Origin of the sequence: Streptomyces sp. NPDC058701, assembly GCF_042715295.1 — a bacterium.
Classification (GTDB): domain Bacteria; phylum Actinomycetota; class Actinomycetes; order Streptomycetales; family Streptomycetaceae; genus Streptomyces.
Genome location: NZ_JBHXSY010000010.1, coordinates 48,456 through 72,697 on the forward strand (window position 1 = coordinate 48,456; position 24,242 = coordinate 72,697).

Consider the following 24,242-nt stretch of genomic DNA (forward strand, 5'->3'; position numbering starts at 1 on the left):
CGCCTCGGCGTGCGCGGGCCCGCCCGGCACCGGCGGAATGTACTGGGTCGCGTCCTGGCCCGGACCTGCCGGAACCGGCGGGATGTACTGGGTCGCGTCCTCGCCCGGACCACCCGGACCTGCCGGAACCGGCGGGATGTACTGCGTCACCGCCTCGGGCAGGGGCGGGTAGCCGTAGCCGTGCGGGTCCCCCGGGCCCTCGTAGCCCGGGCCCACCACGTGCCCGGCCCCGGCCGCCGGCCCCGGCTGCGGGTAGCCGTATCCGGGCGCCGCATAGCCCTGCGGGTCCTGCCCGGGCTGCGGATACCCGTACGCGGGACCGCCCGGCTGCGGGGTGCCGTACGCCGCCTGCTCCGGGTGCGGGGTGCCGTAGCCCGACTGCTCCGGCCGGCCCGGCTGCGGGGTGCCGTACGCGGACCCGGCCGGCTGCGGCGGTCCGTACGCGGGCTGCTGCCCGGCCGGAGCCGCCTGCGGGTGCCCCTCGGGCCCGTCCGGCTGCGCCGGGTGGGCGGGGTCCGGACCCCACGGGGCACCCGGCTGGGGGGCGCCCCCTCGTCCGTTCTCCGTCACCGGGACTCCTTATCCGACTCGCCCGAACCTACGGAACCGTCGGCTCACGCTACCCGGTCGCCCGGGGCTACCGTCAGGCCGCCCGGGATCCGGCCCGGCAACCCGCCCGGGACCGCCTCCGAGTTCCGGATGGTCCCCCGCGGCCCGGGGCAGTCCCGGACAGTCCCGCGCGGTCCCGGACAGTCCCGCGCGGCCCCGAGCGGTCCCGCGCGGGCTCCCCCGCGGCCGGTCAGGCGGCCCTGGCCTCCAGGCGGGCGCCGAACTCGCGGACCGACGGCTCCTCCCCGTACGGCTCCAGCCGCGAGCGGAAGTCCTCCAGGTACTCCTCGCCCCGGGTCGAGCGGAGCCCCGCCAGCAGGTCCGCCGCCCTCGTGGCGGTCCGGCAGGCCTCCTCCACCTCCCGTTGCTGGACCTGCGCCGCCGCCAGCAGCAGCAGGCCGATCGCCCGCCGGCGCGCCTTGCCGTCCGGCAGGCCCCGCAGCGCCTCCTCCGCACGCCGGCCCGCGGCCTCCGCCTGGCCCAGGTCCCGGTGGCAGTGGGCCAGTTCGTCCGCGAGGTACGCGCTGTCGAAGTGCCGGATCCACACCGGGTCGTCACCCGACTCCGGTTCCGCACGCTCCAGCGCCGTCACCGCCCGCCCCGACAGCACCGCCGTCGCCCGGACGTCCCCGAGCAGCGCGTGCCCGCGCGCCTCGGCCGCGTAGAACATCGCCTCCACCCGCGGGGTGACCTGCCCCCGCGTGCCCTCCTGCGCGGCCCGCGCGAGCTGCGCGATCTCCCGGGGGTTGCCCAGCTCGGCGGCCAGATGACTCATGGACGCCGCCAGCACGTACCCGCCGTACGCCCGGTCGCCGGCCGCCTGGGCCAGGCGCAGCGCCTGGATGTAGTAGCGCTGGGCCAGCCCCGGCTGCCCGGTGTCCACCGCCATGTAGCCCGCGAGTTCGGTCAGCCGGGCCACCGACGCGAACAGCGCGCGCCCCACCGGTTCCTTGTACGCGCCGCCGATCAGCCCGGACACCACGGAGTTGAGGTAGTGCACGACGACCGGCCGGACGTGCCCGCTGCCGAAGCGGTGGTCGAGCTCCTTGAGCGCCTCGGTGGTCGCCCGCACCGCCTCCACGTCGGACATGCCGACCCGCGACCCTCCGCTGCGGGCCACCTGCGCGTCGGCTCCGGTGATCAGCCAGTCGCGGCTCGGCTCGACCAGCGCGGAGGCCGCCACACTCGATCCCGCGAGGAAGTCGCGGCGGCCCACGTCGCTGCGCCACAGTTCGCAGACCTGCTCGATCGCGCCGACGACCGTCGGGGAGAACTGCAGGCCGATCCCCGAGGCGAGGTTCTTGCCGTTGGCCATGCCGATCTCGTCGATGGTGACGGTCCGGCCGAGTTTGCGCCCGATCGCCTCCGCGATGATGCCGGGGGCCCGCCCGCGCGGCTGCTGGCCGCGCAGCCAGCGGGCCACGGAGGTCTTGTCGTAGCGGAGGTCGAGACCGTGCTCCGCCCCGCACATGTTGACGCGCCGGGCGAGCCCGGCGTTGGAGCACCCGGCTTCCTGGATGAGCGCCTGCAGCCGTTCGTTCGGCTGACGGGCGACGAGAGGCCTGGCTGCCATGAAAACCCCCTGTAACCGCGGGTGATCGCTGGAATGATCACTTCCCGCCTGAAGTGCGGGGAATCTTCCGCTCTGCGTGGTGTCGCTACCCAACTCCCGCGCCCCGGCCTCCTACGCGCCCCCGTGCGTGCTCCGATGCGCCCCGCATGCAGGATCGATGCTCCGTCCACCGTCCGGTTTACGCCCGTAACCCCGGGTGACCCGCGGAGTTGTGATGGGCGTGGAAGAGACCATCGGAGTCACGGAGACCGCACCCATCCCCAAGCAGCGCGGCGAACAGGTGCTGGACCATGCCGTCCGGTACGTGGAGGAACGGCACTGGGACGTCTTCGCCGGCACCTGGCTGGAGTCCGGAGACGGGCGGGAGGTCTGCTCCTGCGGCGCCGCGGACTGCCCGGCCCCCGGCGCGCACCCGGCGGTGAAGGACTGGGCTGCGCAGGCCACCGGCAGCGCGGTGCAGGTGCGGCGGGTCTGGGCCAAGCACCCGGAGGCCTCGATCCTCATGCCGACGGGCCGCACGTTCGACGCGCTGGACGTGCCGGACGCGGCCGGCTTCCTGGCGCTGGCGCGCCTGGAGCGGATGCAGCGCACCATCGGGCCCGTCGCCCTCACCCCCGACCACCGGATGCTGTTCTTCGTCCTGCCGGGCGCCGGAGCCAAGGTGCCGGACCTCGTACGGAAGCTGGGCTGGTCCCCGGCCTCGCTCGACCTGACCGCGCGCGGCGAGGGCGAGTACGTGGCGGCCCCGCCCACCCGCTTCGGGGGCCGCGGCTCGGTCCAGTGGGCGCGGCGGCCCACCCCGGCGAACCGATGGCTGCCGGATGCGGAGGAGCTGATCGACGCGCTGGCGTACGCCTGCGGGCGCGAGGCTGCCGCGGCCCGGGCCCGTACGGGAGCGTGAGGGCGGCGCCGGTCCCCACAGGTTCATGACATAAGTAACGGCCCGGGCCTCTCCCCGTCCTCCTATGGTGAGGAAAGAACGACCAACGGGGACGGAACGAGAGGCGGGCGCATGCCGGACCAGGCTGATGCGACGGGTGGAACGCAGCGGACGGACGGGGCGCGATCCGCGCCGTCCGCCGTGCGGGTGGAAGGCCTCTGGAAGCGGTTCGGCGAGCAGGTGGCGGTCGCGGGGATCGACCTGGAACTGCCCGCGGGCCAGTTCATCGGGCTGGTCGGCCCCAACGGCGCCGGCAAGACGACGACGCTGTCGATGGTGACCGGGCTGCTCCGCCCGGACATGGGGCGGGTCGTCGTCGCCGGTCACGACGTGTGGGCGGATCCGGCCGAGGTCAAGTCCCGGATCGGCGTCCTGCCGGAGGGCCTGCGCCTCTTCGAACGGCTCTCCGGGCGGGAACTGCTCGGCTACATGGGCCGGCTGCGCGGGCTGCCGGGGGCCGAGACCGACAAGCGGGCCACGCAGCTGCTGGAGATCCTCGACCTCGCGGGCTCGCAGCACAAGCTGGTCGTGGACTACTCGACGGGCATGCGGAAGAAGATCGGCCTGGCGGCCGCACTGCTGCACAACCCGGAAGTCCTGTTCCTGGACGAGCCGTTCGAGGGCGTCGACCCGGTGTCGGCGCAGACCATCCGCGGGGTCCTGGAGCGCTACACCGCGTCGGGAGCCACGGTCGTCTTCTCCTCCCACGTGATGGAGCTCGTCGAGTCGCTCTGCGACTGGGTGGCCGTCATGGCCGCCGGCCGGATCCGGGCCGCGGGCCCGCTGGCCGACGTACGGGGCGACGCGCCCTCCCTGCAGGCCGCCTTCCTCGAACTGGTCGGCGCGCACGGGCGCGACGCGGCCGGCGACTCCCTGGACTGGCTCGGCGGCGGCTCCGGGGCGGGTCCCCGATGACCACGCCCGTCGCCGCCACGACGGCGGCCGTCACCGCGCCCGCCGCCTCCGCACCCGCCTCCCTGACCCCGGTCTTCGTCCGGCTCAAGCTGTCGCTGCTGCGCAACGGGCTGAGGGGCTCCTCGAAGCGCAAGGCCGTCTGGATCACCACGCTGGTCTTCGCCCTGGTGGTCGCCTTCTTCACCACCCTCGGCCTGTCCCTGCTGCACGGCCACGCCCGCGCGGGCACGGTCGTCGTCCTGCTGGCCGCCGTCCTGGCGCTCGGCTGGACCTTCATGCCGCTGTTCTTCCCCACCGGGGACGAAACGCTCGACCCGAGCCGGCTGGTGATGCTGCCGCTGCGCCCGCGTCCTCTCGTACGGGCCCTCCTCGCCTCCTCGCTCGTCGGCATCGGGCCGCTGTTCACACTGTGCCTGGCGGTCGGCTCGGTCATCGCCGTCGCGCGGGGCGCGGCGGGCGCGGCGGCCGCGGTCGTGGGCGCCCCGCTGCTGCTGCTCGGCTGCGTGACGCTGGCCAGGGCGGTGGCCACGGCGAACGTACGGCTGCTGACGAGCCGCAAGGGGCGCGACCTGGCGCTGCTCAGCGGCCTGTTGATCGCGGTCGGCGCGCAGCTGGCCAACTTCGCCAGCCAGCGCCTCTTCGAGGCGGGCGGCCTGTCCCAGCTGGAGCCCGTCGAGGCGGTGGTGCGGTGGCTGCCCCCGGCGACGGCCGTCGGCATGGTCGACTCGGTGAGCGACGGCTCCTACGGGGTCGCGGCGGCCCAGCTGGCGCTCACCGTCGGCGCGCTGGCGCTGCTGATGTGGTTCTGGGAGCGCAGCCTGACCCAGCTGATGGTCAGCCCGGACGGTTCGACGATCGCCGCCGCACGGCCCGTGAAGGACCGCGGCGCGGGCGGCCTGTGGTCGCTGCTGCCGGAGGGCCGGACGGGCGCGGCCGTGCAGCGCACCCTGCGCTACGTGGTGCGCGACCCGAAGACCAAGGCCTCCTGGGTGACGGCGCTGGCGATCGGCCTGATCATCCCGGTGGTCAACGCCCTCCAGGGCGCCGGCTCGGTGTACCTCGCGTGTTTCGGCGCGGGCATGCTCGGCGTTCAGATGTACAACCAGTTCGGGCAGGACACCTCCGCGTTCTGGATGGTCGCGCAGACCATCTCGACGCCGCGCGACGCCTATCTGGAGCTGCGGGCCCGGGCGTTCGCGCTGGGGCTGGTGGCGCTCCCGTACACGGCGCTGGTCACGGCGGTCACGGCCGCGCTGCTCGGCGACTGGGGCAGCTTCCCGGCGGCCCTGGGGCTGGCGGTGGCGCTGGTGGGCTCGATGCTGTGCACGGGGGCGCTGGCCTCGGCCCTCTTCCCGTACTCGATCCCGACGGACGGCGCCTTCAAGAACGTCGCCCCGGGGCAGGGCGGGCTCGCCTGGATGGGCATCCTCGGCGGCATGGTGGTGTCGGCGCTGATCTGCGCCCCCGTGATCGCCCTGACGGTCTACCTGAACGTGGCGGACCAGCACGGCCTCTCCTGGACCGTGCTCCCGCTGGGCGTGGCCTGGGGCGCCCTCGTGACCTGGGCGGGGCTGCGGCTGGCGGCGCCGACGGTGGCGCGGAAGCTGCCGGAGATCCTGCTGGCGGTGAGCAAGGGCTGACCGTACGGAGCGCGGGGGTGCGGCGGGCGGTCTGCCTTCCGCACCCCCGCGTCGCGCGTCGCGCGTCCGCCGGTGCGCTGGAGGACGACGACGGGGCTGACCCAACTGGTGCGTACGGCACGGGAGATGGCCGCGGCCGGAGGGACGGGTTCACCGGCCGGGCCCGCACTCCGCCCAGAGCAGCTTGCCCGCGTGCGCCCCGTCCAGGCGGTACGCCCCGTACCGGTCCGCGTACAGCCGTACGAGGACCAGCCCGCGCCCGTCCTCGGCGTCGGGCGCCCCCGGGGGTGCGCAGGCCCCGCCGAAGGGGGCCGGGATGGCCGGGTTGGTGTCCCAGACGCCGACCCGGACCCGGTCCGCCGCCATCGCCCGCAGCCGCAGGGCGCAGGGGCCGTGCGCGTGCCGGTAGGCGTTGGCGACCAGCTCGCTCGCCAGGAGCTCGGCGGTGTCCGCCGGCCCCGGCATGGCGTGGCTGCGGAGCACGGCCCGCACGGTGGAGCGGGCGATTCCCGCTGCGCGGGGATCGTGCGGGAGTTGAAGGGTGTAGGCCCAGGACGGAGCTACGGTTGCGTCCACGAGAAGTCTCCGATCGAGGAGGAGAGTTGGACCGTCTGCGGTGGATCCGTGCGGTGCCCGGTGACCAGGCCGCTCCGTCGAGCGGTGTACTTCCAGGCGGTGGCCAGGTGCCCAAAGTAGCGGCTCCACGTAACGTGTTTCGCGACTTCCGTGTAATGGATTACATCGCCACTCGTGTGAGTGACAGCCGCCGGGGAAAGGTGAGTTGAGCATGCCCACCGCGCGTCAACTGCGCTTCGGCACCGAGCTGCGCAAACTGCGCGAGGGGTCCGGTCTGAACGCGACCGAGGCCGCCAAACACCTGGGTATCCGGCAGACGCAGATCAGCAATCTGGAGGCGGGCCGGATCGGCGCCAGCCCCGAGCGGGTCCGTGCGCTGGCCGACCTCTACGGGTGCGCGGACGAGTCGTACGTCGAAGCGCTGGTCGGGATGACCGGCGAACGCCGCCGCGGCTGGTGGGAGGAATACCGGGAGATCCTTCCGGGCTCGCTTCTGGACCTGGCCGAGCTGGAGCATCACGCACACGGCCTGGGCGGTGCGGTCACCACCCACATCCCCGGGCTGCTCCAGACCGCCGAGCACGCCCGCGAGATCTTCCGGCACGCGGTCCAGGCCCTGACCCCTCCGGACATCGAGCACAGGGTCTCGTTCCGCCTCAAACGACAGGCCGTGCTCTTCGGCGAGCACCCGATCCCGTACCGGGCCCTCATCCACGAGGCCGCACTGCGCATTCCCGTGGGCGGCAGCACAGTCGCCCGTGCGCAGCTCGCGCACCTCCTCACCATGAGCGAGCTCGACCACATGACGATCCGGGTCATCCCCTTCACGGCGGGCGCGCTGCACGGCTCCGGACAGTCGATCTATTACGCAACCGGGCCGGTGCCCTCGCTCGACACCGTCCACCTCGACCAGACCCACGGGCTGGTGTACCTGGACGACGAACGGCAACTCGCCGACTACCGCGTACTGTTCGAACGGGTGGAAACCGTTGCCCTCGACCCCGAGACGTCACGGGAGTTCATCGGCGCCGTCGCCGACGAGATGTGAAGGAAGGCCATGAACCCCTACGACTGGCGGCGGTCCTCCCGCTGCGCATCCGGCGACTCCTGCGTGTACGTCGCCACCGCCCCCGGCAGCCAAGGGCACGTCCTCGTTGCCGACCGCCCCGGCGGCGGCCCTTCGGCCCGCGTCGTGCGGGTGGGGGCCGCTGCCTGGGGGGCGTTGCTCGACGCGGTCAGGAGCCGTCAGCTCTGAGTGGCCCGGACTCCGTCCAGGAACGGTTCCAGGACCGCGCGCCATGCCGTCGGCTGGTCGTAGTGCAGGTAGTGGCCCGCGTCGGGGATCTCCGCGTACTGGCCGGCGGGGAGGACCCGGACCATCTCCTGGGCCTCGGCCCGGCCCAGCTCGCCGTCGAGGCCGCGGACCACCAGGGTCGGGCAGCGGACCTGGGCCAGCTCCTCCCAGTGGGCGTCGTGCACCCAGGTCTCACGGGCCGTCAGCATCTGGCGCCGGGAGAACAGCGGGCGCCAGCCGTCCTGGGCCTCGTGCATGACCTCGGCGAAGAAGGCGCCCCGGCCGGGGTCGGGGCGCTCCACGCGGGGGTCGTCCTCGCCGAACCAGCGACGGGCCGCGTCCTGGGTGGGGAAGGGGAGCGGCCAGCGGTGGAACCAGTCCTCCCACTCCTGTTGCGACGCCTCACCGAGGGCCGAGGCCCGCATGTCGCAGATGACCACGGCCCCGACCAGGTCCGGACGGCGGGCCGCGAGCTGCCACGCGGTGAGCGCGCCCATGGAATGGCCGATCAGCGTCACCGGGGCGAGGCCGAGCTGCTCGACGGCGGCCTCCGCGTCGGCCACGAAGGCCTCACGGCCCAGCGAGGTCAGCATCCCCGGGCCCGCGGGCGGGCGGTCGCTCTGGCCGTGCCCCCGCTGGTCCAGGGCCACCACGCGGCGGCGCTCGGCGAGCCAGCGGGCGGTACCCGCCCAGTGGAAGGCCCGTCCCATCAGGCCGTGCAATAACAGGACACCGGGGCGCTCGGGCACGTCGCGGGGCGGTACGGGAGGTGCTGCGGGGGCATCGGCGGCGTCGCCGTACCCACCCGGGTCCGCCGTGGGCTCCGCGCCCCCCGCGTGCGGTTCGCGGAATTCCCAGGCGGCCAGGCGCACACCGTCGGCCCCTGTCACATCGATGCGCTGTACCACCGCAGATGCACCCCCTTCACTCCCGGCCAGACTATCGAACCCGTATTCGAAAACGGGGGTCCTGGCGAGAACACCCCTCTTTCGAGTGACCTTGCTCAAGGATTGGCCGCCCCTGCCGATGGAGATCCTTTCAGCAGGGAGGCGGGCCGATCGGGGAAGACGGTCCGAGGGGATGACCTAGAGAGCTCGGGGCTCCAGGTCACAAGGGGAGGATCGGTCCCGGCGCCGCGAGGCGTCGGGACCGCCGCCTTGACCGGGACCGCCCGCTCACGGGAACCAGGTCCGTCCGGTCGACATCCGTCCCGCCGTCCGGCAGCGGCCGGCCCTGATCAGCGCTTCGCGACGAACACGTGCGAGGCGATCTCCTGGTCCAGCTCGGCCGCCTCGCCGCCGCTGCCCACCAGCACCCCGCCCGGGGACTCCGTCACGCTGACGACCGAGCCGGGCTGCACGCCCGCCCGCCGCAGCGTGTACATCAGCTGGGCGTCCGTCTGGATCGGCTCGCCGATCCGGCGGACGACCACGGTCTTGCCCTCGGTCCCCGGGTCGAGCTCGGCCAGGCTGACCATGCCCTCCTCCAGGAAGGGGTCGGCCTCGGCCTTCTCGCCCAGCTCCTCCAGCCCCGGGATCGGATTCCCGTACGGCGACTCGGTGGGGTGACGCAGCAGCTCCAGCACCCGCCGCTCCACCGCCTCGCTCATCACGTGCTCCCAACGACAGGCCTCGGCGTGCACCTGCTCCCACTCCAGGCCGATGACGTCGACGAGCAGGCACTCGGCGAGCCGGTGCTTGCGCATCACGCGCGTCGCCAGCCGCCGCCCCTCCTCCGTCAACTCCAGGTGCCGGTCGCTGGCGACGGCCACCAGGCCGTCGCGCTCCATCCGCGCCACCGTCTGGCTCACCGTCGGGCCGCTCTGATCGAGCCGCTCGGCGATACGGGCGCGCATGGGGACCACGCCTTCCTCTTCCAGCTCGAGGATGGTGCGGAGATACATCTCCGTGGTATCGATCAGTCCGGACATTCGTGCCCCTCGGATTGCGTGCGCTGGCCCTGCCCCCAATTCTGACGCATCCGGCCGACAACCGTCCCGTGCCGGGCGTCAGGGGCCCTGCGGGACATCGCCGCGACGCCCGCAGCCGCCTCCCCGGTGCCTCCGCGGGCGGCTCCCCGGTGATCGCCCGGACGTTCCCGGGGTGATCGCGGGGCACCGCCCGAGGGCCTCCCGGGTGATCTCCCGGACCCCGTCCCCGGACATCCCGGGACATCCCCCGAGGCCTTTCGGCCCGGGATTGACGTTCGTATTGACACACCCTTGGTCCAGACCGCACGGTGAGCGGCGGACACCGACGCACCCCCACTCCCACCCCACCTCGGAAGGGCCATCGGCGTATGAGCGAGAGCAAGCTGGCCGGTCAGTTCTTCGACGCCGCCATCGGTCTGCTGGAGCGGGTACGGGACGAGGAGGCCGCGCGGATCAGCGAGGCCGGCGCCCTCGTCGCCGACGCCGTGGCCGGCGGGAACCGGCTCTTCGCCTTCGGCGCCGGACACTCCTCGCTGCCCGCCCAGGACGTCGTCTACCGGGCCGGCGGACTGGCCCTGATGAACTTCCTGGCCGTCCCGGGCACCGCCGGCATCGACGTCATGCCCGCGACGCTGGGCAGCGCTCTGGAGCGGGTCGACGGCCTCGCCGCTGCCGTCCTCGACAGCAGCCCGGCCTCCGAGGGCGACGTACTCGTGATCATCTCCCTCTCCGGGCGGAACGCGCTGCCCGTCGAGATGGCGATCAACGCCCGGGCGATCGGCCTCAAGGTGATCGGGCTGACCTCGGTGGCCTACGCGACGGAGACCAAGTCCCGCCACGCCTCCGGCACGTACATGAAGGACCACTGCGACGTCGTCCTCGACAGCAAGATCGCCGTCGGCGACGCCGAGCTCACCCTCGACGGCATCGACGCCCCCTTCGCCCCCGCCTCCACCGTCGTGACCAGCGCGATCATGCAGGCCGTGATGGCGGCGGCGGTCGGCGAACTCGCCGCCCGCGGGATCGAGCCCCCGATGCTGCGCTCGGGCAACGTGGACGGCGGCCACGAGTGGAACGGCCGCGTGATGCAGGAGTACGGCGACCGGATCTTCTTCCGCCACTGACCGGGCCCCCGGGACCGGTCGGGCACCCGACCGGTCGCCGGGCACGGCGTTCCGTTCCTACGATGGTGGAACGGCACTCGGGGCCCCGGTGAGCAGAGGTGACCCGGCATGCCCTCCACCCCGACGACGAAGCCCGCCCCGACGAAGCCCCCGGCCGCCCGCGGACCGCACACGGGCCGCGGGCCGCACACCGGCCGGCGCGCCCTGCGGGCCGGGGCGGCGGCCCTGCTCCTGCTCCTCACGGGCGCCGCCACGGCCCCCGCGGCCCCCGCCCGGGCGGCGGCGCCGGCGCCCCCCGCGTTCTCCGCCTCCGCCTCCCCGGCCCCGCCGGCCGCGGCCGGCGTACCACGCGAACTCGACCCGGCAACCGTCCGCCGCCTCGACGCGGCGATCGTCGGGGCCATGAAGCGCGACAACATCCCCGGCGCGATCGTCGGCCTCCGGATGCCCGGACGCGGCGACTACGAGAGGGCCTTCGGCACCGCCGACACGCAGTCCGGCACCCCCATGAAGTCCGACCTCTTCATGCGCATCGGCAGCGTGACCAAGACCTTCACCGTCACCGCCGTCCTCCAGCTCGTCGACGAGGGGCGCATCTCCCTCGACGACCCGGTCTCGAAGTACGTCGACGGCGTGCCCGGGGGCGGGCGGATCACCCTGCGTCAGCTCGCCTCCATGCGCAGCGGCCTCTTCAACTACACCGAGGACGAGAAGTTCCTCGCCGCCCTGCGCGCCGACCCGCACCGCGAGTTCACCCCGCGCCAGCTGCTCGGCTACGCGTTCGCGCACCCCGCGAACTTCGCGCCCGGCGCCACGTGGGAGTACAGCAACACCAACACGATCCTCCTCGGGCTCCTGCTGGAGGAGATGTCCGGGCAGCCCCTGAACGGCTACCTCCGCCACCACGTCTTCGACCCGCTGAAGCTGACGGACACCTCCCTGCCGAGCGGCACCGAGTTCCCCGAGCCGCACGCCGACGGGTACACGGGCTTCTCCCCGAACGGCGCCGTCGTCAACGCCACCGACTGGAACCCCTCCTGGGCGTGGGCCGCCGGATCCGCCGTCTCCACCCTCGACGACCTGCACGCCTGGGTCCCGGCCCTCGTCGACGGCCGGCTGCTGACCCCCGCCACCCAGGCCCAGCGGATGCGCACGGAGCCGGTGGGCGTCCCCGGGATCTCGTACGGCCTCGGCATCGCCGACGTCAACGGCTGGCTCGGACACAACGGCGAGCTGCCGGGCTACGAGACGATCGCCGCGCAACTGCCGCAGGACAGGACCACGATGGTGATCATGGTCAACTCCGACATGGACCAGGGCGGCTCGTACAGCACCACGCTCGGCAAGGCCGTGACCGAGGTGATCACCCCGGACCACCTGTGGAGCCTGCCGTCCCCCTCGCAGGTCGGCCAGGGCCGGCGCTAGGGGGTGCCCCGGGAGTCCGGCGGGGTGTTCGGGGAGGAGAGGTCCAGGTCGGCCGCGACGCGGCCCGCAACCTCCTCCGCGTACGCCGCGTCCTCACGCTCGAAGGCCGGGCGCGAGGGTCCGCGCAGGAAGGTCAGCGCCCCCAGCGTCCGGCCCCGGCTGCGCAGCACCGCGCACAGCGCGTGTGCCGCGTCCTCGGGCCACCGGCGGGTCCGCGCCCAGGCCGCGTCCTCGGCGCCGCGCGGGGCCGAGGCCCGTACGGAGCCGACCCGGTCCAGCGCCTGCAGCGCCGGGTGCCCGGACGCGTACGGCACGGGGATCGATCCCGGTCCCGGCAGCGCAGGCGGCGACGCGGCGGCTCGCAGCAGCCTGCGCCGCCCGGGGGCGGCGGAGGGGTCGAGCACGTCGAGCAGCACGTGGTCGGCGAAGCCCGCGAGGGCGAAGTCCAGGCGTACGGCGGCCGCTTCGGCCGGGTCCTCGCACTCGGCGGCGACCCGGCCCGCGCGGTGCAGCTGGTGGGACCGGAAGCGCAGCTGCGCGGTGTCCAGCTGGGCCTGGCGGGCCTCGGTGACGTCCTGGAACAGCCAGCCGACGCCCAGCGGCACCGGCTCCTCCGCGAGCGGCGAGGCCAGGCGCAGGAACCCGCACCGCCAGCAGCGCCGGAGCGGCCCCTCGGCCGTGCGCACCGTCACCCACAGCTCGACGGGGGCGGGCGGCGCGCCTTCGGCGAGCACGTGCTGGAGGGCGCCCTCCAGTTCCTCCACGCCCTGGGCGAGGAGTTCCCCGAGTGGCCGCCCGAGGAGGGCGGTGCGGCCGGCGGCGAAGGCGCGCGCGGCGTGCGCGTTGACCACGGCGGGCCGCAGGTCGACGTCGACGAGCACGACGCCCCACGAGGCGTCCTCCATGAGGGCCTCGCTGAGCGCGATGGACCGCTCCAGGTCGATCTGGGTGTGCACCTCGCTGAAGGCGCAGTACACCCCGGCGGGCCGGCCGTCGGCGCCCGGTACGCCGGCGGACTGGGTCCGTACGAGGACGCGGCCGCCGTCCTTGGTCAGCAGCGCGAACTCGTGGACCTGCCGGCCCGGACCGTCCTGGGCGGCCATGAGCCGGTCCTGCACGTCCTGCGCGTCGGCGGCCCGCGCCGCCCACCCCGCGAAGCCCTTGCGGCCGACGGCCTCGGCGGCGGACCAGCCCAGGATCCGCTCGGCCTCGCGGTTCCAGTGGGTGACCACGCCGTCCGAGTCGAACGCGCACAGCGCGGCGTCCATCCCGTCGAGCAGGGCTGCGAGCAGGTCGTCGGTGGTCTCGTCACGCCCGGAAGCACTCACCTGGCACCCCCCGCGGGTGTTCGCGTGTGCGGCTCGTCGGATCATTCAACTGGAACGTGACGCATCCCACACGGCATTCCCCCGATTACCCCGTAATGATCCGTTTCGCCCCCGGGTGGCGCGCCGGAACGCTCCGGGAAATAAACGGTTGTGCCCCGCCGGACGGACTTCTAGGCTCGTGCCACACAGAAGGGAGGTGGTTACCGAAATGTACGGAAACCGGACGCGTGAGGTGACTGCGGGCTAAGCGCCCGTCGTCGCACGCACCCAGTGCGGTGCCCGGCGGGATCGCCAGGCGCCAATCCACAGCAGTCACCCGACCCGCGGGCTCGCCGGCACGTCCGGCCGGCTTCTCTCACTGCAGGAGAGGATCCCGAGCCCGCGGGTCGCCTGCGTTCCCGGGACGCCACGGCGGATGCGGGCCGCTACGGGCACAGGCGCTCGACGTGCCAGGTCGCGCCGGCCGCCCCGTCGCGGACGTAGCGCAGGCGGTCGTGCAGCCGGTTCTCGTGGCCCTGCCAGAACTCCACCGCGTCCGGGGTGACCCGCAGGCCGCCCCACTGGGGCGGGACCGGGACCTGCTCGCCCTCCGGGTAGCGGGCGGCGAGCTCCGCGTAGCGGCGGTCCAGCTCCGCGCGCGAGGCGATCACGCTGGACTGCTCGCTCGCCCAGGCGCCCAGCTGGGAGCCGTGCGGGCGGGAACGGAAGTACGCCGCCGTCTCGTCGCGGCCGGTCCGGGCCGCGGTGCCGGTGACGACGACCTGGCGGGCGATGGGGTGCCAGGGGAAGAGCAGCGCGACGTGCGGGTTGTCCGCCAGTTCGCGGCCCTTGCGGGATCCGTAGTTGGTGAAGAAGACGAACCCCCGCTCGTCGAACTGCTTCAGCAGCACCGTGCGCGAGCTGGGGCGGCCGTCGGGGGTCGCCGTCGAGACGACCATGGCGTTGGGTTCGAAGACGTGCGCGTCGGCAGCCTGCTGGAACCACCGGGCGAACTGCGCCATGGGATCACCGGCGAGGCTCTGCTCGTCGACGATCTCGGAGCGGTACTGCTTGCGCATGACGGCGGGGTCAAGGTCCTGATCGGTCACGCGGGCCATCCTGCCGCAGTGGGCCCGCCGGGGGTGTGCCGTATGTCACGCTTCCGCAGTCCCGCGGGAACGGACAAAATCTTGGGGCCGGTCCGAGGACTCCCGCACGGGTGACCATCGGCCCTGCCGGGCATCAACGGGGATGACCGCGCCGGACCGCGGATACGGCGCGAGCCGCGCGTATCCGCACTATCTGAGGAGCCGCCTGATGTCCGATTTCGTACCCGGGCTCGAAGGGGTCGTCGCGTTCGAGACCGAGATCGCCGAACCGGACAAGGAAGGCGGTTCGCTCCGCTACCGGGGGGTCGACATCGAGGACCTCGTCGGGCACGTCTCCTTCGGGAACGTGTGGGGCCTGCTGGTCGACGGCGCGTTCAACCCCGGCCTGCCGGTCGCCGAGCCCTTCCCCATCCCGGTCCACTCCGGAGACATCCGTGTCGACGTGCAGTCGGCGCTCGCCATGCTCGCCCCCGTCTGGGGCCTGAAACCGCTGCTCGACATCGACGAGCGGACCGCCCGCGACGACCTCGCGCGGGCGGCCGTCATGGCGCTCTCGTACGTCGCCCAGTCCGCCCGCGGCCAGGGCCTGCCGATGGTCCCCCAGCGGGAGATCGACAAGGCCGAGTCCGTCGTCGAGCGGTTCATGATCCGCTGGCGGGGCGAGCCGGACCCGCGCCACGTCAAGGCCGTCGACGCGTACTGGACCTCGGCCGCCGAGCACGGGATGAACGCCTCCACGTTCACCGCGCGCGTCATCGCCTCCACCGGGGCGGACGTGGCCGCGGCCCTGTCCGGCGCCGTGGGCGCGATGTCCGGACCGCTGCACGGCGGGGCGCCGTCCCGCGTGCTCGGCATGATCGAGGAGATCGAGCGCACCGGCGACGCCGTGGCGTACGTGAAGAAGGCCCTGGACAAGGGCGAGCGGCTGATGGGCTTCGGGCACCGCGTCTACCGCGCCGAGGACCCGCGCGCCCGCGTCCTGCGCCGTACCGCCCAGGAGCTGGACGCCCCGCGCTACGAGGTGGCCGCCGCCCTGGAGAAGGCCGCGCTGGAGGAGCTGCACGCCCGCCGGCCCGACCGGGTGCTCGCCACGAACGTGGAGTTCTGGGCCGCGATCATGCTGGACTTCGCGGAGGTGCCGGCGCACATGTTCACCTCGATGTTCACGTGCGCCCGTACGGCCGGCTGGTCGGCGCACATCCTGGAGCAGAAGCGCACGGGCCGCCTGGTGCGCCCGTCGGCCCGCTACATCGGGCCGGGCGGGCGCGACCCCCGCGAGATCGAGGGGTACGCGGACATCGCCGCGACCGCCTGACCGCCGCTCCGCGCGTCCCGGGCGCCGTACCCCCTCGGGGGTGCGGCGCCCTCGCGCGTGCGGGCCGCGGGAGGGGTCAGGACAGGGCGGTGTCCACGATCCGGGACCACTGGGCGACCACGCGGGCGCGGCGGGCCGTGTCGTCGGTCAGGACGTTGGCCAGGCCCAGGCCGCGCGCCATGTCGAGCAGGCCCTGTACGGTCTCCCGCACACCCGGGACCGACTCGTCCGCGCGCAGCAGCTCGACGGCGATCCGGTGGGTCTCGCGGCCGACCCTGGCCTCCAGTTCCGAGACGCGGGGGTGCAGCTGCTCCTCGTTGGAGGCGGCCACCCACAACTGCAGGGCGGCCCGGAACAGGATCCCGGTGTACATGTCCACCAGGGCCGCCACGACCTCCGGCCGGGCGGCCGGGCCCGCGTGGAACAAGTCGCGCAGGGCCGTGGAGCGTTCCTCGGCGACGTACTCGACGGCCGCGGTGAACAGGTCCTCGCGGGTCGGGAAGTGGTACTGGGCCGCACCGCGCGAGACCCCGGCCCGCTCGGCCACGACGGCGACGGTGGATCCCGCCCAGCCCTGCTCGGCGAGGCAGGAGACGGCCGCGTCCAGGAGGTGGCGGCGGGTGACGCGGCTGCGCGCCTGCTTGGGGCCGGTCACAGTGCCCATGACGGGTCCCGGCGCTCGAAGCGGGCGGTGATGCCCTCGCGGGCCTCGGCGGAGGCGAACAGCCCCGCGGAGAGCTCCGCCAGGCGGGCGCCGTCACGGTCCAGGGTCTCCCGTACGGCGGCGGCGGTGAGCGCCTTGGTGGCCGCCAGGCCCTGCGGGGAAGCCTTGCGCAGCCCGGCGAGGACCGGGGCGAGGGCCTCGTCGACGTCCTCGGCATGCAGGGTGAGCAGGCCGATGCGGGCGGCCTCGGCGGCGTCGAACCGCTCGGCGGTGAGGAAGTAGCGCGCGGCGGCCCGCGGGTCGAGCCGGGGCAGCAGCGACATGGAGATGACGGCGGGGGCGAGGCCGAGGTGGGTCTCGGTGAAGGCGTACGAGGACAGCGGCCCGGCAGCGGCGATGTCGCAGGCGCCCAGCAGGCCGAGTCCCCCGGCCCGGACGTGACCCGTCACGCGGGCGAGGACGGGCTTGGGCAGCCCGGCGACCTCCCGGAGCAGGGCGAGGAAGTCGCCCGGGTCACAGGGGGACTTGAGGTCGGCGCCCGCGCAGAAGGTGGTGCCGGTGTGGGTGAGGACGACGGCCCTGACCGCCGGGTCCGCTGCGGCGGCGGCCAGGGCCGCGCGGAGTTCTCCGACGAGGCCGGCGGAGAGGGCGTTGCGGTTGGCCGGGGAGTCGAGGGTGAGGGTGGTGACGCCGGTCGCCTGGGCGGCGTGCACGAGGGGGGCCATGTCTCCTCCGGAGGGGGTCGGTGGGGCCGGGTGGGCGGGGTCCTCTGGGGGGAGGGTATGCGGGGTGCCGCCGGCGGTTCGGCGGGGGCCGGGTGCCGGGGGCCTGGCGGCGGCTCGGCGGGGGGTGCCGGGGCGGTGCCGGGGTGGGGGGGTCGGCTCGGGGGGCGGGGCCGGGGTGGGGGGTCGGCCGGGACTGCATGATTTATGGCGTCCGGCCCCGACCGGGCTGTACGAGCCCGTCGCGCCACACATCACGTTCTACGTCCCGGCCAACCCCCCACCCCGTCCCCGCCCTTGGCCGCACATCCGTCCCGTCCCGTCGCTGTCTCAGGCGCGCGTTCCGTTCTGGTGGCGGCACGTACGACTCAGGGCGGGCAACTACAGCCTCGCCGGGGTCAGTAGGACTTGGGGAGGCCCAGGGTCTGGTGGGAGATGAAGTTGAGGATCATCTCCCGGCTGACCGGGGCGATGCGGGCCACGCGGGAGGCGGTGATCAGGGACGCGAGGCCGTATTCGCGGGTGAGGCCGTTGCCGCCGAGGGTGTGGACGGACTGGTCCACCGCCCGGACGCAGGCCTCGGCGGCCGCGTACTTGGCCATGTTCGCGGCCTCCCCCGCGCCCATGTCGTCCCCCGCGTCGTACAGCGCGGCGGCCTTCTGCATCATCAGCCGGGCGAGTTCCAGCTCGATGTGGGACGCCGCCAAGGGGTGGGCGATGGCCTGGTGGGCCCCGATGGGGTCCTTCCAGACCTGGCGGGTCCCGGCGTAGTCGACGGCCTTGGCGAGGGCGTAGCGGCCCATGCCGATCGCGAACGCGGCGGTCATGATGCGCTCGGGGTTGAGGCCGGCGAAGAGCTGGAGCAGGCCGGCGTCCTCGTCACCGATCAGGGCGTCGGCGGGCAGCCGGACGTCGTCCAGGGTGAGTTCCCACTGCTTCTCGGCGGCCTGGATCTCCATGTCGATGAGGGAGCGGGAGAACCCGGGGGCGTCCCGCGGGACGATGAACAGGCACGGCTTGAGGCGGCCGCTGCGCGCGTCCTCGGTGCGGCCGACGATGAGGGTGGCGTCCGCGATGTCCACGCCGGAGATGAAGACCTTGCGGCCGGTGAGGACCCACGCGTCGCCGTCGCGGCGGGCCGTGGTGGTGATGCGGTGGGAGTTGGAGCCGGCGTCCGGTTCGGTGATGCCGAAGGCCATGGTGCGGCTGCCGTCGGCGAGGCCGGGGAGCCAGTCCCGCTTCTGGGCCTCGGTCCCGAAGCGGGAGATGACCGTGCCGCAGATGGCGGGCGAGACCACCATCATCAGGAGCGGGCAGCCCGCCGCCCCGAGTTCCTCCAGGACGATGGAGAGTTCGGCGATGCCGCCGCCTCCGCCGCCGTACTCCTCGGGGAGGTTGACCCCGAGGTAGCCGAGGGCGGCGGCGTCCGCCCACAGCTCGTCCGGGTGGCCGCCCTCGCGGGTGACGCGGGCGAGGTGGTCGCGGCCGTACTTGCGGCCGAGGGCGGCGACCGCGGTGCGCAGGTCCCGGTGTTCCTGGGTCTCTATGACGGAGCTCATGCTTGCGGTTCCTCCTGGACTACGGCGAGCAGGGCGCCGAACTCGACCTGTTGGCCGGTGGCGGCGTGGAGCGCGGTGAGCGTGCCGGAGGCGGGCGCGAGGATGCGGTGTTCCATCTTCATCGCCTCCAGCCAGAGCAGGGGCTGCCCGGCCGCGACATGGCTGCCGGGGGCCAGGCCCTCGGCGACGCGGACGACGGTGCCGGGCATGGGGGCGAGCAGGGAACCCGGTTCGGTGCGGTCCTGGGGGTCCGCGAACCGGGGGACGGGGGTGAGGGTGTGGGAGCCGAGGGCGGAGTCGACGTAGACCTCGTTCGATTTCTGTTTCACGTGGAACAGGCGCCGGATCCCCTCGACTTCGAGGGTGACGAGCTCCGGTGTGGCCGCCAGGACCCGGACGCCCGGGTGGTTCACCGGCTGGTACTGGACCTCGTACTCGGTGCCGGACGCGGTGTAGCGGCGGGTCTGGGGCTGGGAGCGGACGTTGCGCCAGCCGCCGAGGCGGCGGGCGAGCGGGGCTCCCGGGGCGGGGGCGGCCGCCGCCAGGGCCGCGGCCAGGGCGGCCAGGGAGGGGTCCGGTTCCCCCGCGGTGAGGGCGGCGAGGTGGCGCTCGTAGAAGCCGGTGTCGAGCCGGCCCGCGGCGAACTCCGGGTGGCGCAAGGACCGTACGAGGAGCTCGCGGTTGGTGGTGAGCCCGTGGATCCGGGCGGCGGCGAGCGCGTGCGCCAGGGTGCGGACCGCCTCGGCGCGGGTGGGGGCGTGGGCGACGACCTTGGCGAGCATCGGGTCGTAGTGGACGGAGACGGTGTCACCGTCGCCGAAGCCGGTGTCCACGCGGACGCTGCCGGGGACGGCGAGGGTGTGCAGGACACCGGTCTGCGGCCGCCAGTCCCGGGCCGGGTCCTCGGCGTACAGGCGGGCCTCGACGGCGTGCCCGGCGGGCTCGGGCGGGGTCAGGGGCAGGGCCGCGCCCTCGGCGATCCGCAGCTGGAGGGCGACGAGGTCGAGGCCGAAGACGGCCTCGGTGACCGGGTGCTCGACCTGGAGGCGGGTGTTCATCTCCAGGAAGTACGGCCGCCCGTCGGCGGTGACGAGGAACTCGACGGTGCCCGCGCCCTGGTAGGAGACGGCCCGGGCCGCGGCCACGGCGGCCTCGTGGAGGGTGGTGCGCAGCGGCTCGGGCAGGCCGGGCGCGGGCGCCTCCTCGATGACCTTCTGGTGGCGGCGCTGGAGGGAGCAGTCGCGGGTGCCGAGCGCCCAGACGGTGCCGTGCGCGTCGGCGAGGACCTGCACCTCGACGTGGCGGCCCCGCTCGACGTACGGCTCGGCGAAGACCTCCGCGTCGCCGAAGGCGGAGGCGGCTTCGGCACGGGCGCCCGCGAGGGCTTCCGGCAGCTCGTCGAGGGCGCGGACCACGCGCATGCCGCGGCCTCCGCCGCCGGCCGCGGCCTTGAGCAGGAGGGGCAGGTCCGCGGGGGTGGCGGTGTCCGGGTCGACGGGTTCCAGGAGTGGGACGCCGGCGGCGCGCATCAGCTCCTTGGCCCGGGTCTTGGAGGCCATGGCCTCGATGGCGGCGGGCGGGGGGCCGACCCAGGTCAGGCCGGCGGCCCGCACCTCGCGGGCGAAGCCGGCGTTCTCGGAGAGGAAGCCGTAACCGGGGTGGACGGCGTCCGCCCCGGCGGCCAGGGCGGCCTTGATGACGAGGTCGCCGCGCAGGTAGGTGTCCGCGGGAGCGGCACCCGGCAGCCGGACGGCCGCGTCGGCCTCGCGGACGTGCAGGGCCTGCTCGTCGGGGTCGGAGTGGACCGCGACGGTGGCGAGACCGAGGGCGCGGGCGGTGCGGAAGACGCGTACGGCGATCTCGCCGCGGTTGGCGACGAGGAGGGAGGTGAGGGGCTTGCCGGTCACGGTCACGGGCTGGTCTGTCATGGGGGCGCTCACATCCGGAAGATGCCGAAGCCGCCACGGGCGCCCTCGACGGGGGCGTTGTGGACAGCCGACAGGCACAGGCCGAGGATGGTGCGGGTGTCGCGGGGGTCGATGACCCCGTCGTCGTACAGCCGCCCGGACAGGAACATCGGCAGGGACTCGGACTCGATCTGCGCCTCCACGAAGGCGCGCATCCCGGCGTCGGCCTCCTCGTCGTACGGCTGCCCCTTGGCCGCGGCGGACTGCCGGGACACGATGGAGAGCACCCCGGCGAGCTGCTGGGGCCCCATGACGGCCGACTTGGCGCTGGGCCAGGCGAACAGGAACCGGGGCTCGTAGGCGCGGCCGCACATGCCGTAGTGGCCGGCGCCGTAGCTCGCGCCGATCAGGACGGAGAGGTGCGGAACGCGGGAGTTGGAGACCGCGTTGATCATCATGGAGCCGTGTTTGATGATGCCGCCCTGCTCGTACTCCTTGCCGACCATGTAGCCGGTGGTGTTGTGCAGGAAGAGGAGGGGGATGTCGCGCTGGTTCGCGAGCTGGATGAACTGGGCGGCCTTCTGTGACTCCGCGCTGAACAGCACGCCCTGCGCGTTGGCGAGGATGCCGACCGGGTAGCCGTGGAGGGTGGCCCAGCCGGTGACCAGGCTGGTCCCGTACAGGGGCTTGAACTCGTCGAAGTCGGAGGCGTCGACGATCCGCGCGACGACCTCGCGGGGGTCGAACGGGGTCTTCAGGTCGGGCGGGACGATCCCGAGGAGCTCCTCCGGGTCGTACAGCGGGTCCTGCGCGCCGGGCGGATCCGGGTGCGGCTTGCGGTGGCACAGGCGGGCCACGACGCGGCGGGCCTGGCGGATGGCGTCGTGCTCGTCGAGGGCGTAGTAGTCGGCGAGTCCGGAGGTCCGTGCGTGCATGTCGGCTCCGCCGAGGGACTCGTCGTCGCTCTCCTCACCGGTCGCCATCTTGACCAGGGGCGGACCGCCGAGGAACACCTTGGAGCGGTCCTTGATCATGATGGTGTGGTCGGACATGCCGGGGATGTACGCGCCCCCGGCGGTGGAGTTGCCGAAGACGACGGCGACGGTGGGGATGCCGTCGGCGGACAGCCGGGTGATGTCCCGGAAGATCGCCCCGCCCGGGATGAAGATCTCCTTCTGCGAGGGGAGGTCGGCGCCGCCGGACTCCACGAGGCTGATGCAGGGCAGCCGGTTCTGCCGGGCGATCTCGTTGGCCCGCAGGGCCTTCTTCAGGGTCCAGGGGTTGCTGGCGCCGCCGCGGACGGTCGGGTCGTTGGCCGTGACCAGGCACTCGACGCCCTCGACGGTGCCGATGCCGGTGACCATCGAGGCACCGACCGGGTAGTCGCTGCCCCAGGCCGCCAGCGGGGACAGCTCCAGGAACGCGGTGTCCGGGTCGAGGAGCAGCTCGACGCGTTCGCGGGCGAGGAGCTTGCCGCGGGTCTTGTGGCGGGCGGTGTACTTCTCGCCGCCGCCCTGGAGGGCCTTGGCGTGCTCGGCGTCGAGCGCGGCGAGGCGTTCGAGGGCGGCGGTACGGGCCTGCGCGTGCTCGGGGGCGTGCGGGTCGACGGTGGTGCCGAGGCGGGTCATGTTCCGACCTCCGGGTCGGGAGCGGGGCCCTGGGCGGGGCCCCGGGCGGGCGGCGGCGGGGGTGGTGGGGCGGGGCTCCCGGCCGGGGGTGCGGGCTGCGCCGGGAGGAGGTGGGTCGGGATGTCGAGGTGGCGGGCGCGGAGCCATTCGCCGAGGGCCTTGGCCTGGGGGTCGAAGCGGTGGCCGGAGGCGACGCCGGCGCCGAGGATGCCGGTGACGGTGAAGTTCAGGGCGCGCAGGTGCGGCAGTTCGTGCCGGGTGACGGGGAGGTCCCGGGTCTCGGGGAGCAGCGCCCGGAAGGCGTCCACCGTCAGGGCGTCGAGCAACCAGTCCCAGGCGGGGGCCGACTCGACCCATACGCCGACGTTGGCGTCGCCGCCCTTGTCGCCGCTGCGGGCCCCGGCCAGTGCCCCCAAGGGGGCGCGGGTGGTCCGCACGTCCCGGGCCCGGTGCTGCCCCCGGTCCTGGTCCCGGTCCTGCCCCTGGTCCCGGGCCTGGTGCTCGTCCCGGTGCTGGTGTGGCCCTGCGGGGCTTTCCCCCACCCCGCCCCTTCCTGAAACCGGAGCTCCGCCCCGGACCCCTTCGGGGGCTCCGCCCCCCGGCCCCCGCGCCTCCAACGCCGGCGGGGCTGGAAGGGGCGCGGGCCCCGCCGGAAGGGTGGGGGGGCCGGCGGAGCCAGCCGAGCGGGCAGGAAGTGCCGCGAGCTCTCCCGGCAGGGGGCGAAGCCGCGCGGGCTCCCCCGGTGGGGGTGGAGGGGGTGCCGGGATCGGGAGGCGGGTGGTGTCGGGGAGGACCGCGGTGTGGGGGACGGTCGCGGCCGGGACCAGGGCCGAGGTGAAGGTCCCGTACGGCTGAGCGGGGCCCGGCGGGGCCGTCACGTGGAAACCCGGGTAGCTGGCGAGGGCCAGCTCGATCGCCGCCGAGGTCAGGGCGCGGCCGACCCGGTCCGGGGACGGGTCGCGGACGACCAGGCGCAGCAGGGCGCTGGCGGTCTCCTCCGTCGGGGCGTCCTCGTGGTCCGTGCGGGCCAGGGTCCACTGCGCCGATGCCACCCCGGCCAGGGACGGGGCGAGCTGGGACCGGACCAGGGCCGCCTTCTGCTCGACGTCGAGGCCGGTCAGGACGAAGACCACCTCGTTGCGCCAGCCGCCGATCCGGGTCACGCCCACCTTGAGGGTGTCCGGCGGCGGCTCGCCGAGGACGCCCGAGACGCGGACCCGGTCGGGTCCGTCCTCGGACAGCCGGACCGTGTCGAGCCGCGCGGTGACGTCGGGGCCCAGGTAGCGCACGCCCTGGGTCTCGTAGAGGAGCTGGGCCGTGACCGTGCCGGTGGTGACGGCCCCGCCCGTGCCCGGGTGCTTGGTGATGACGGCGGAGCCGTCCTCGGCGACCTCCGCCAGCGGGAAGCCGGGATGGCGGACGTCGTGCCGCGCGAAGAAGGAGTAGTTCCCGCCGGTGGCCTGGGTGCCGCACTCCAGGACGTGGCCCGCGACCACCGCCCCCGCCAGCCGGTCGTACGCGTCCGGGGCCCAGTCGAACCACCAGGCCGCCGAGCCGCTGACCAGGGCCGCGTCCGTGACCCGGCCGGTGACGACCACGTCGGCCCCGGCCCGCAGGCAGGCCGTGATCCCGGCGCCGCCGAGGTAGGCGTTCGCCGTCAGCGCCCCCTCCTGGTACGGCATCAGGTCGTCGCCCTCGACGTGCGCGACCGCGACGGGGACGCCCGCCTTCACCGCGAGTTCCCGTACGGCGTCGGCGAGCCCGGCCGGATTGAGGCCGCCCGCGTTCGCGACGATCCGCACCCCCCGCTCCAGGGCGAGCCCGAGACCCTCCTCCAACTGGCGCAGGAAGGTCTTGGCGTAGCCCAGATCCGGGTTCTTCAGCCGGTCGCGGCCCAGGATCAGCATCGTCAGCTCGGCGAGGTAGTCCCCGGTCAGCACGTCCAGCGGGCCACCGGTGAGCATCTCGCGCACGGCGCCGGCGCGGTCCCCGTAGAAGCCCGAGG

The 24,242-nt window shown here is 74.1% G+C and carries 20 protein-coding genes and 1 pseudogene; 8 read left to right on the plus strand and 13 right to left on the minus strand.

What is annotated here, in order from left to right; genetic code table 11:
- Together ACFWW8_RS13475 and ACFWW8_RS13480 are read right to left on the minus strand one after the other, a co-directional pair.
- A pseudogene (locus tag ACFWW8_RS13475) lies at nt 1-570 on the minus strand (hypothetical protein); the annotation flags it as partial.
- 229 nt (nt 571-799) lie between these two features.
- Nucleotides 800-2,182, minus strand: coding sequence for a transcriptional regulator (locus ACFWW8_RS13480; RefSeq protein WP_386527706.1), 1,383 nt, complete (start codon nt 2,180-2,182; stop codon nt 800-802).
- 220 nt (nt 2,183-2,402) lie between these two features.
- Between ACFWW8_RS13480 and ACFWW8_RS13485 the strand changes: the two genes are divergently transcribed.
- The 3 genes from ACFWW8_RS13485 to ACFWW8_RS13495 all read left to right on the plus strand — a co-directional run bounded on the left by ACFWW8_RS13485 (nt 2,403) and on the right by ACFWW8_RS13495 (nt 5,677).
- A complete protein-coding gene (locus tag ACFWW8_RS13485) occupies nt 2,403-3,083 on the plus strand; it encodes a bifunctional DNA primase/polymerase (protein ID WP_386527709.1) in 681 nt (226 codons plus the stop codon).
- A gap of 111 nt (nt 3,084-3,194) precedes the next feature.
- On the plus strand, nt 3,195-4,037 hold the full coding sequence (locus ACFWW8_RS13490; RefSeq protein ID WP_386527712.1) for an ABC transporter ATP-binding protein: 843 nt from the start codon (nt 3,195-3,197) through the stop codon (nt 4,035-4,037).
- A complete protein-coding gene (locus tag ACFWW8_RS13495; protein WP_386527715.1) occupies nt 4,034-5,677 on the plus strand; it encodes a transporter in 1,644 nt (547 codons plus the stop codon). The genes ACFWW8_RS13490 and ACFWW8_RS13495 overlap by 4 nt, the downstream gene beginning before the upstream one ends.
- Nucleotides 5,678-5,827: 150 nt before the next feature.
- Here the strand turns inward: ACFWW8_RS13495 and ACFWW8_RS13500 are convergent, their stop codons facing one another.
- Nucleotides 5,828-6,253, minus strand: a complete 426-nt coding sequence (locus ACFWW8_RS13500) for an ATP-binding protein (protein WP_386527718.1) — start codon at nt 6,251-6,253, stop codon at nt 5,828-5,830.
- Between the two features lie 211 nt (nt 6,254-6,464).
- Between ACFWW8_RS13500 and ACFWW8_RS13505 the strand changes: the two genes are divergently transcribed.
- Both ACFWW8_RS13505 and ACFWW8_RS13510 read left to right on the plus strand, forming a co-directional pair.
- Entirely contained in the window at nt 6,465-7,301 is an 837-nt protein-coding gene (locus ACFWW8_RS13505; RefSeq protein WP_386527721.1) for a helix-turn-helix domain-containing protein, read from the plus strand.
- Nucleotides 7,302-7,310: 9 nt separating this feature from the next.
- Nucleotides 7,311-7,508 carry a DUF397 domain-containing protein gene (locus ACFWW8_RS13510; RefSeq protein ID WP_386527725.1) on the plus strand — a complete coding sequence of 66 codons (198 nt, stop codon included), beginning with the start codon at nt 7,311-7,313 and terminating at the stop codon, nt 7,506-7,508.
- On the opposite strand, the gene ACFWW8_RS13515 is transcribed toward ACFWW8_RS13510, so the two are convergent.
- Together ACFWW8_RS13515 and ACFWW8_RS13520 are read right to left on the minus strand one after the other, a co-directional pair.
- Nucleotides 7,499-8,455, minus strand: a complete 957-nt coding sequence (locus tag ACFWW8_RS13515) for an alpha/beta fold hydrolase (protein ID WP_386527728.1) — start codon at nt 8,453-8,455, stop codon at nt 7,499-7,501. The genes ACFWW8_RS13510 and ACFWW8_RS13515 overlap by 10 nt on opposite strands.
- Before the next feature lie 329 nt (nt 8,456-8,784).
- On the minus strand, nt 8,785-9,477 hold the full coding sequence (locus ACFWW8_RS13520) for a metal-dependent transcriptional regulator (protein WP_386527731.1): 693 nt from the start codon (nt 9,475-9,477) through the stop codon (nt 8,785-8,787).
- Between the two features lie 368 nt (nt 9,478-9,845).
- On the opposite strand from ACFWW8_RS13520, the gene ACFWW8_RS13525 reads away from it, so the two are divergent.
- Both ACFWW8_RS13525 and ACFWW8_RS13530 read left to right on the plus strand, forming a co-directional pair.
- Nucleotides 9,846-10,601, plus strand: a complete 756-nt coding sequence (locus ACFWW8_RS13525) for an SIS domain-containing protein (protein WP_386527734.1) — start codon at nt 9,846-9,848, stop codon at nt 10,599-10,601.
- 108 nt (nt 10,602-10,709) lie between these two features.
- Complete coding sequence (locus ACFWW8_RS13530) at nt 10,710-12,026, plus strand: serine hydrolase domain-containing protein (protein ID WP_386527737.1); 1,317 nt, start codon at nt 10,710-10,712, stop codon at nt 12,024-12,026.
- On the opposite strand, the gene ACFWW8_RS13535 is transcribed toward ACFWW8_RS13530, so the two are convergent.
- Both ACFWW8_RS13535 and pdxH read right to left on the minus strand, forming a co-directional pair.
- On the minus strand, nt 12,023-13,354 hold the full coding sequence (locus tag ACFWW8_RS13535) for a PAS domain-containing protein (RefSeq protein ID WP_386527740.1): 1,332 nt from the start codon (nt 13,352-13,354) through the stop codon (nt 12,023-12,025). The genes ACFWW8_RS13530 and ACFWW8_RS13535 overlap by 4 nt on opposite strands.
- Before the next feature lie 425 nt (nt 13,355-13,779).
- Nucleotides 13,780-14,451 (minus strand): pyridoxamine 5'-phosphate oxidase, encoded by a 672-nt coding sequence (pdxH, locus tag ACFWW8_RS13540; RefSeq protein ID WP_386527742.1) that lies wholly within the window; start codon nt 14,449-14,451, stop codon nt 13,780-13,782.
- 199 nt (nt 14,452-14,650) lie between these two features.
- Between pdxH and ACFWW8_RS13545 the strand changes: the two genes are divergently transcribed.
- The gene (locus ACFWW8_RS13545; RefSeq protein ID WP_386527745.1) at nt 14,651-15,757 is read left to right on the plus strand and encodes a citrate synthase 2; all 1,107 of its coding nucleotides are present in this window, start codon (nt 14,651-14,653) and stop codon (nt 15,755-15,757) included.
- Nucleotides 15,758-15,833: 76 nt separating this feature from the next.
- Here the strand turns inward: ACFWW8_RS13545 and ACFWW8_RS13550 are convergent, their stop codons facing one another.
- The 6 genes from ACFWW8_RS13550 to ACFWW8_RS13575 all read right to left on the minus strand — a co-directional run bounded on the left by ACFWW8_RS13550 (nt 15,834) and on the right by ACFWW8_RS13575 (nt 24,201).
- Entirely contained in the window at nt 15,834-16,421 is a 588-nt protein-coding gene (locus ACFWW8_RS13550) for a TetR/AcrR family transcriptional regulator (RefSeq protein WP_386527748.1), read from the minus strand.
- Complete coding sequence (locus ACFWW8_RS13555; RefSeq protein ID WP_386527751.1) at nt 16,409-17,146, minus strand: enoyl-CoA hydratase family protein; 738 nt, start codon at nt 17,144-17,146, stop codon at nt 16,409-16,411. The genes ACFWW8_RS13550 and ACFWW8_RS13555 overlap by 13 nt, the downstream gene beginning before the upstream one ends.
- Before the next feature lie 395 nt (nt 17,147-17,541).
- On the minus strand, nt 17,542-18,702 hold the full coding sequence (locus ACFWW8_RS13560) for an acyl-CoA dehydrogenase family protein (protein WP_386527754.1): 1,161 nt from the start codon (nt 18,700-18,702) through the stop codon (nt 17,542-17,544).
- On the minus strand, nt 18,699-20,630 hold the full coding sequence (locus ACFWW8_RS13565) for a biotin carboxylase N-terminal domain-containing protein (protein WP_386527757.1): 1,932 nt from the start codon (nt 20,628-20,630) through the stop codon (nt 18,699-18,701). Before ACFWW8_RS13565 ends, ACFWW8_RS13560 begins: the two co-directional genes overlap by 4 nt.
- A gap of 8 nt (nt 20,631-20,638) precedes the next feature.
- Nucleotides 20,639-22,237, minus strand: coding sequence for an acyl-CoA carboxylase subunit beta (locus ACFWW8_RS13570; RefSeq protein ID WP_386527760.1), 1,599 nt, complete (start codon nt 22,235-22,237; stop codon nt 20,639-20,641).
- Entirely contained in the window at nt 22,234-24,201 is a 1,968-nt protein-coding gene (locus ACFWW8_RS13575; RefSeq protein WP_386528109.1) for an acyclic terpene utilization AtuA family protein, read from the minus strand. Before ACFWW8_RS13575 ends, ACFWW8_RS13570 begins: the two co-directional genes overlap by 4 nt.
- Nucleotides 24,202-24,242 lie beyond the last annotated feature (41 nt).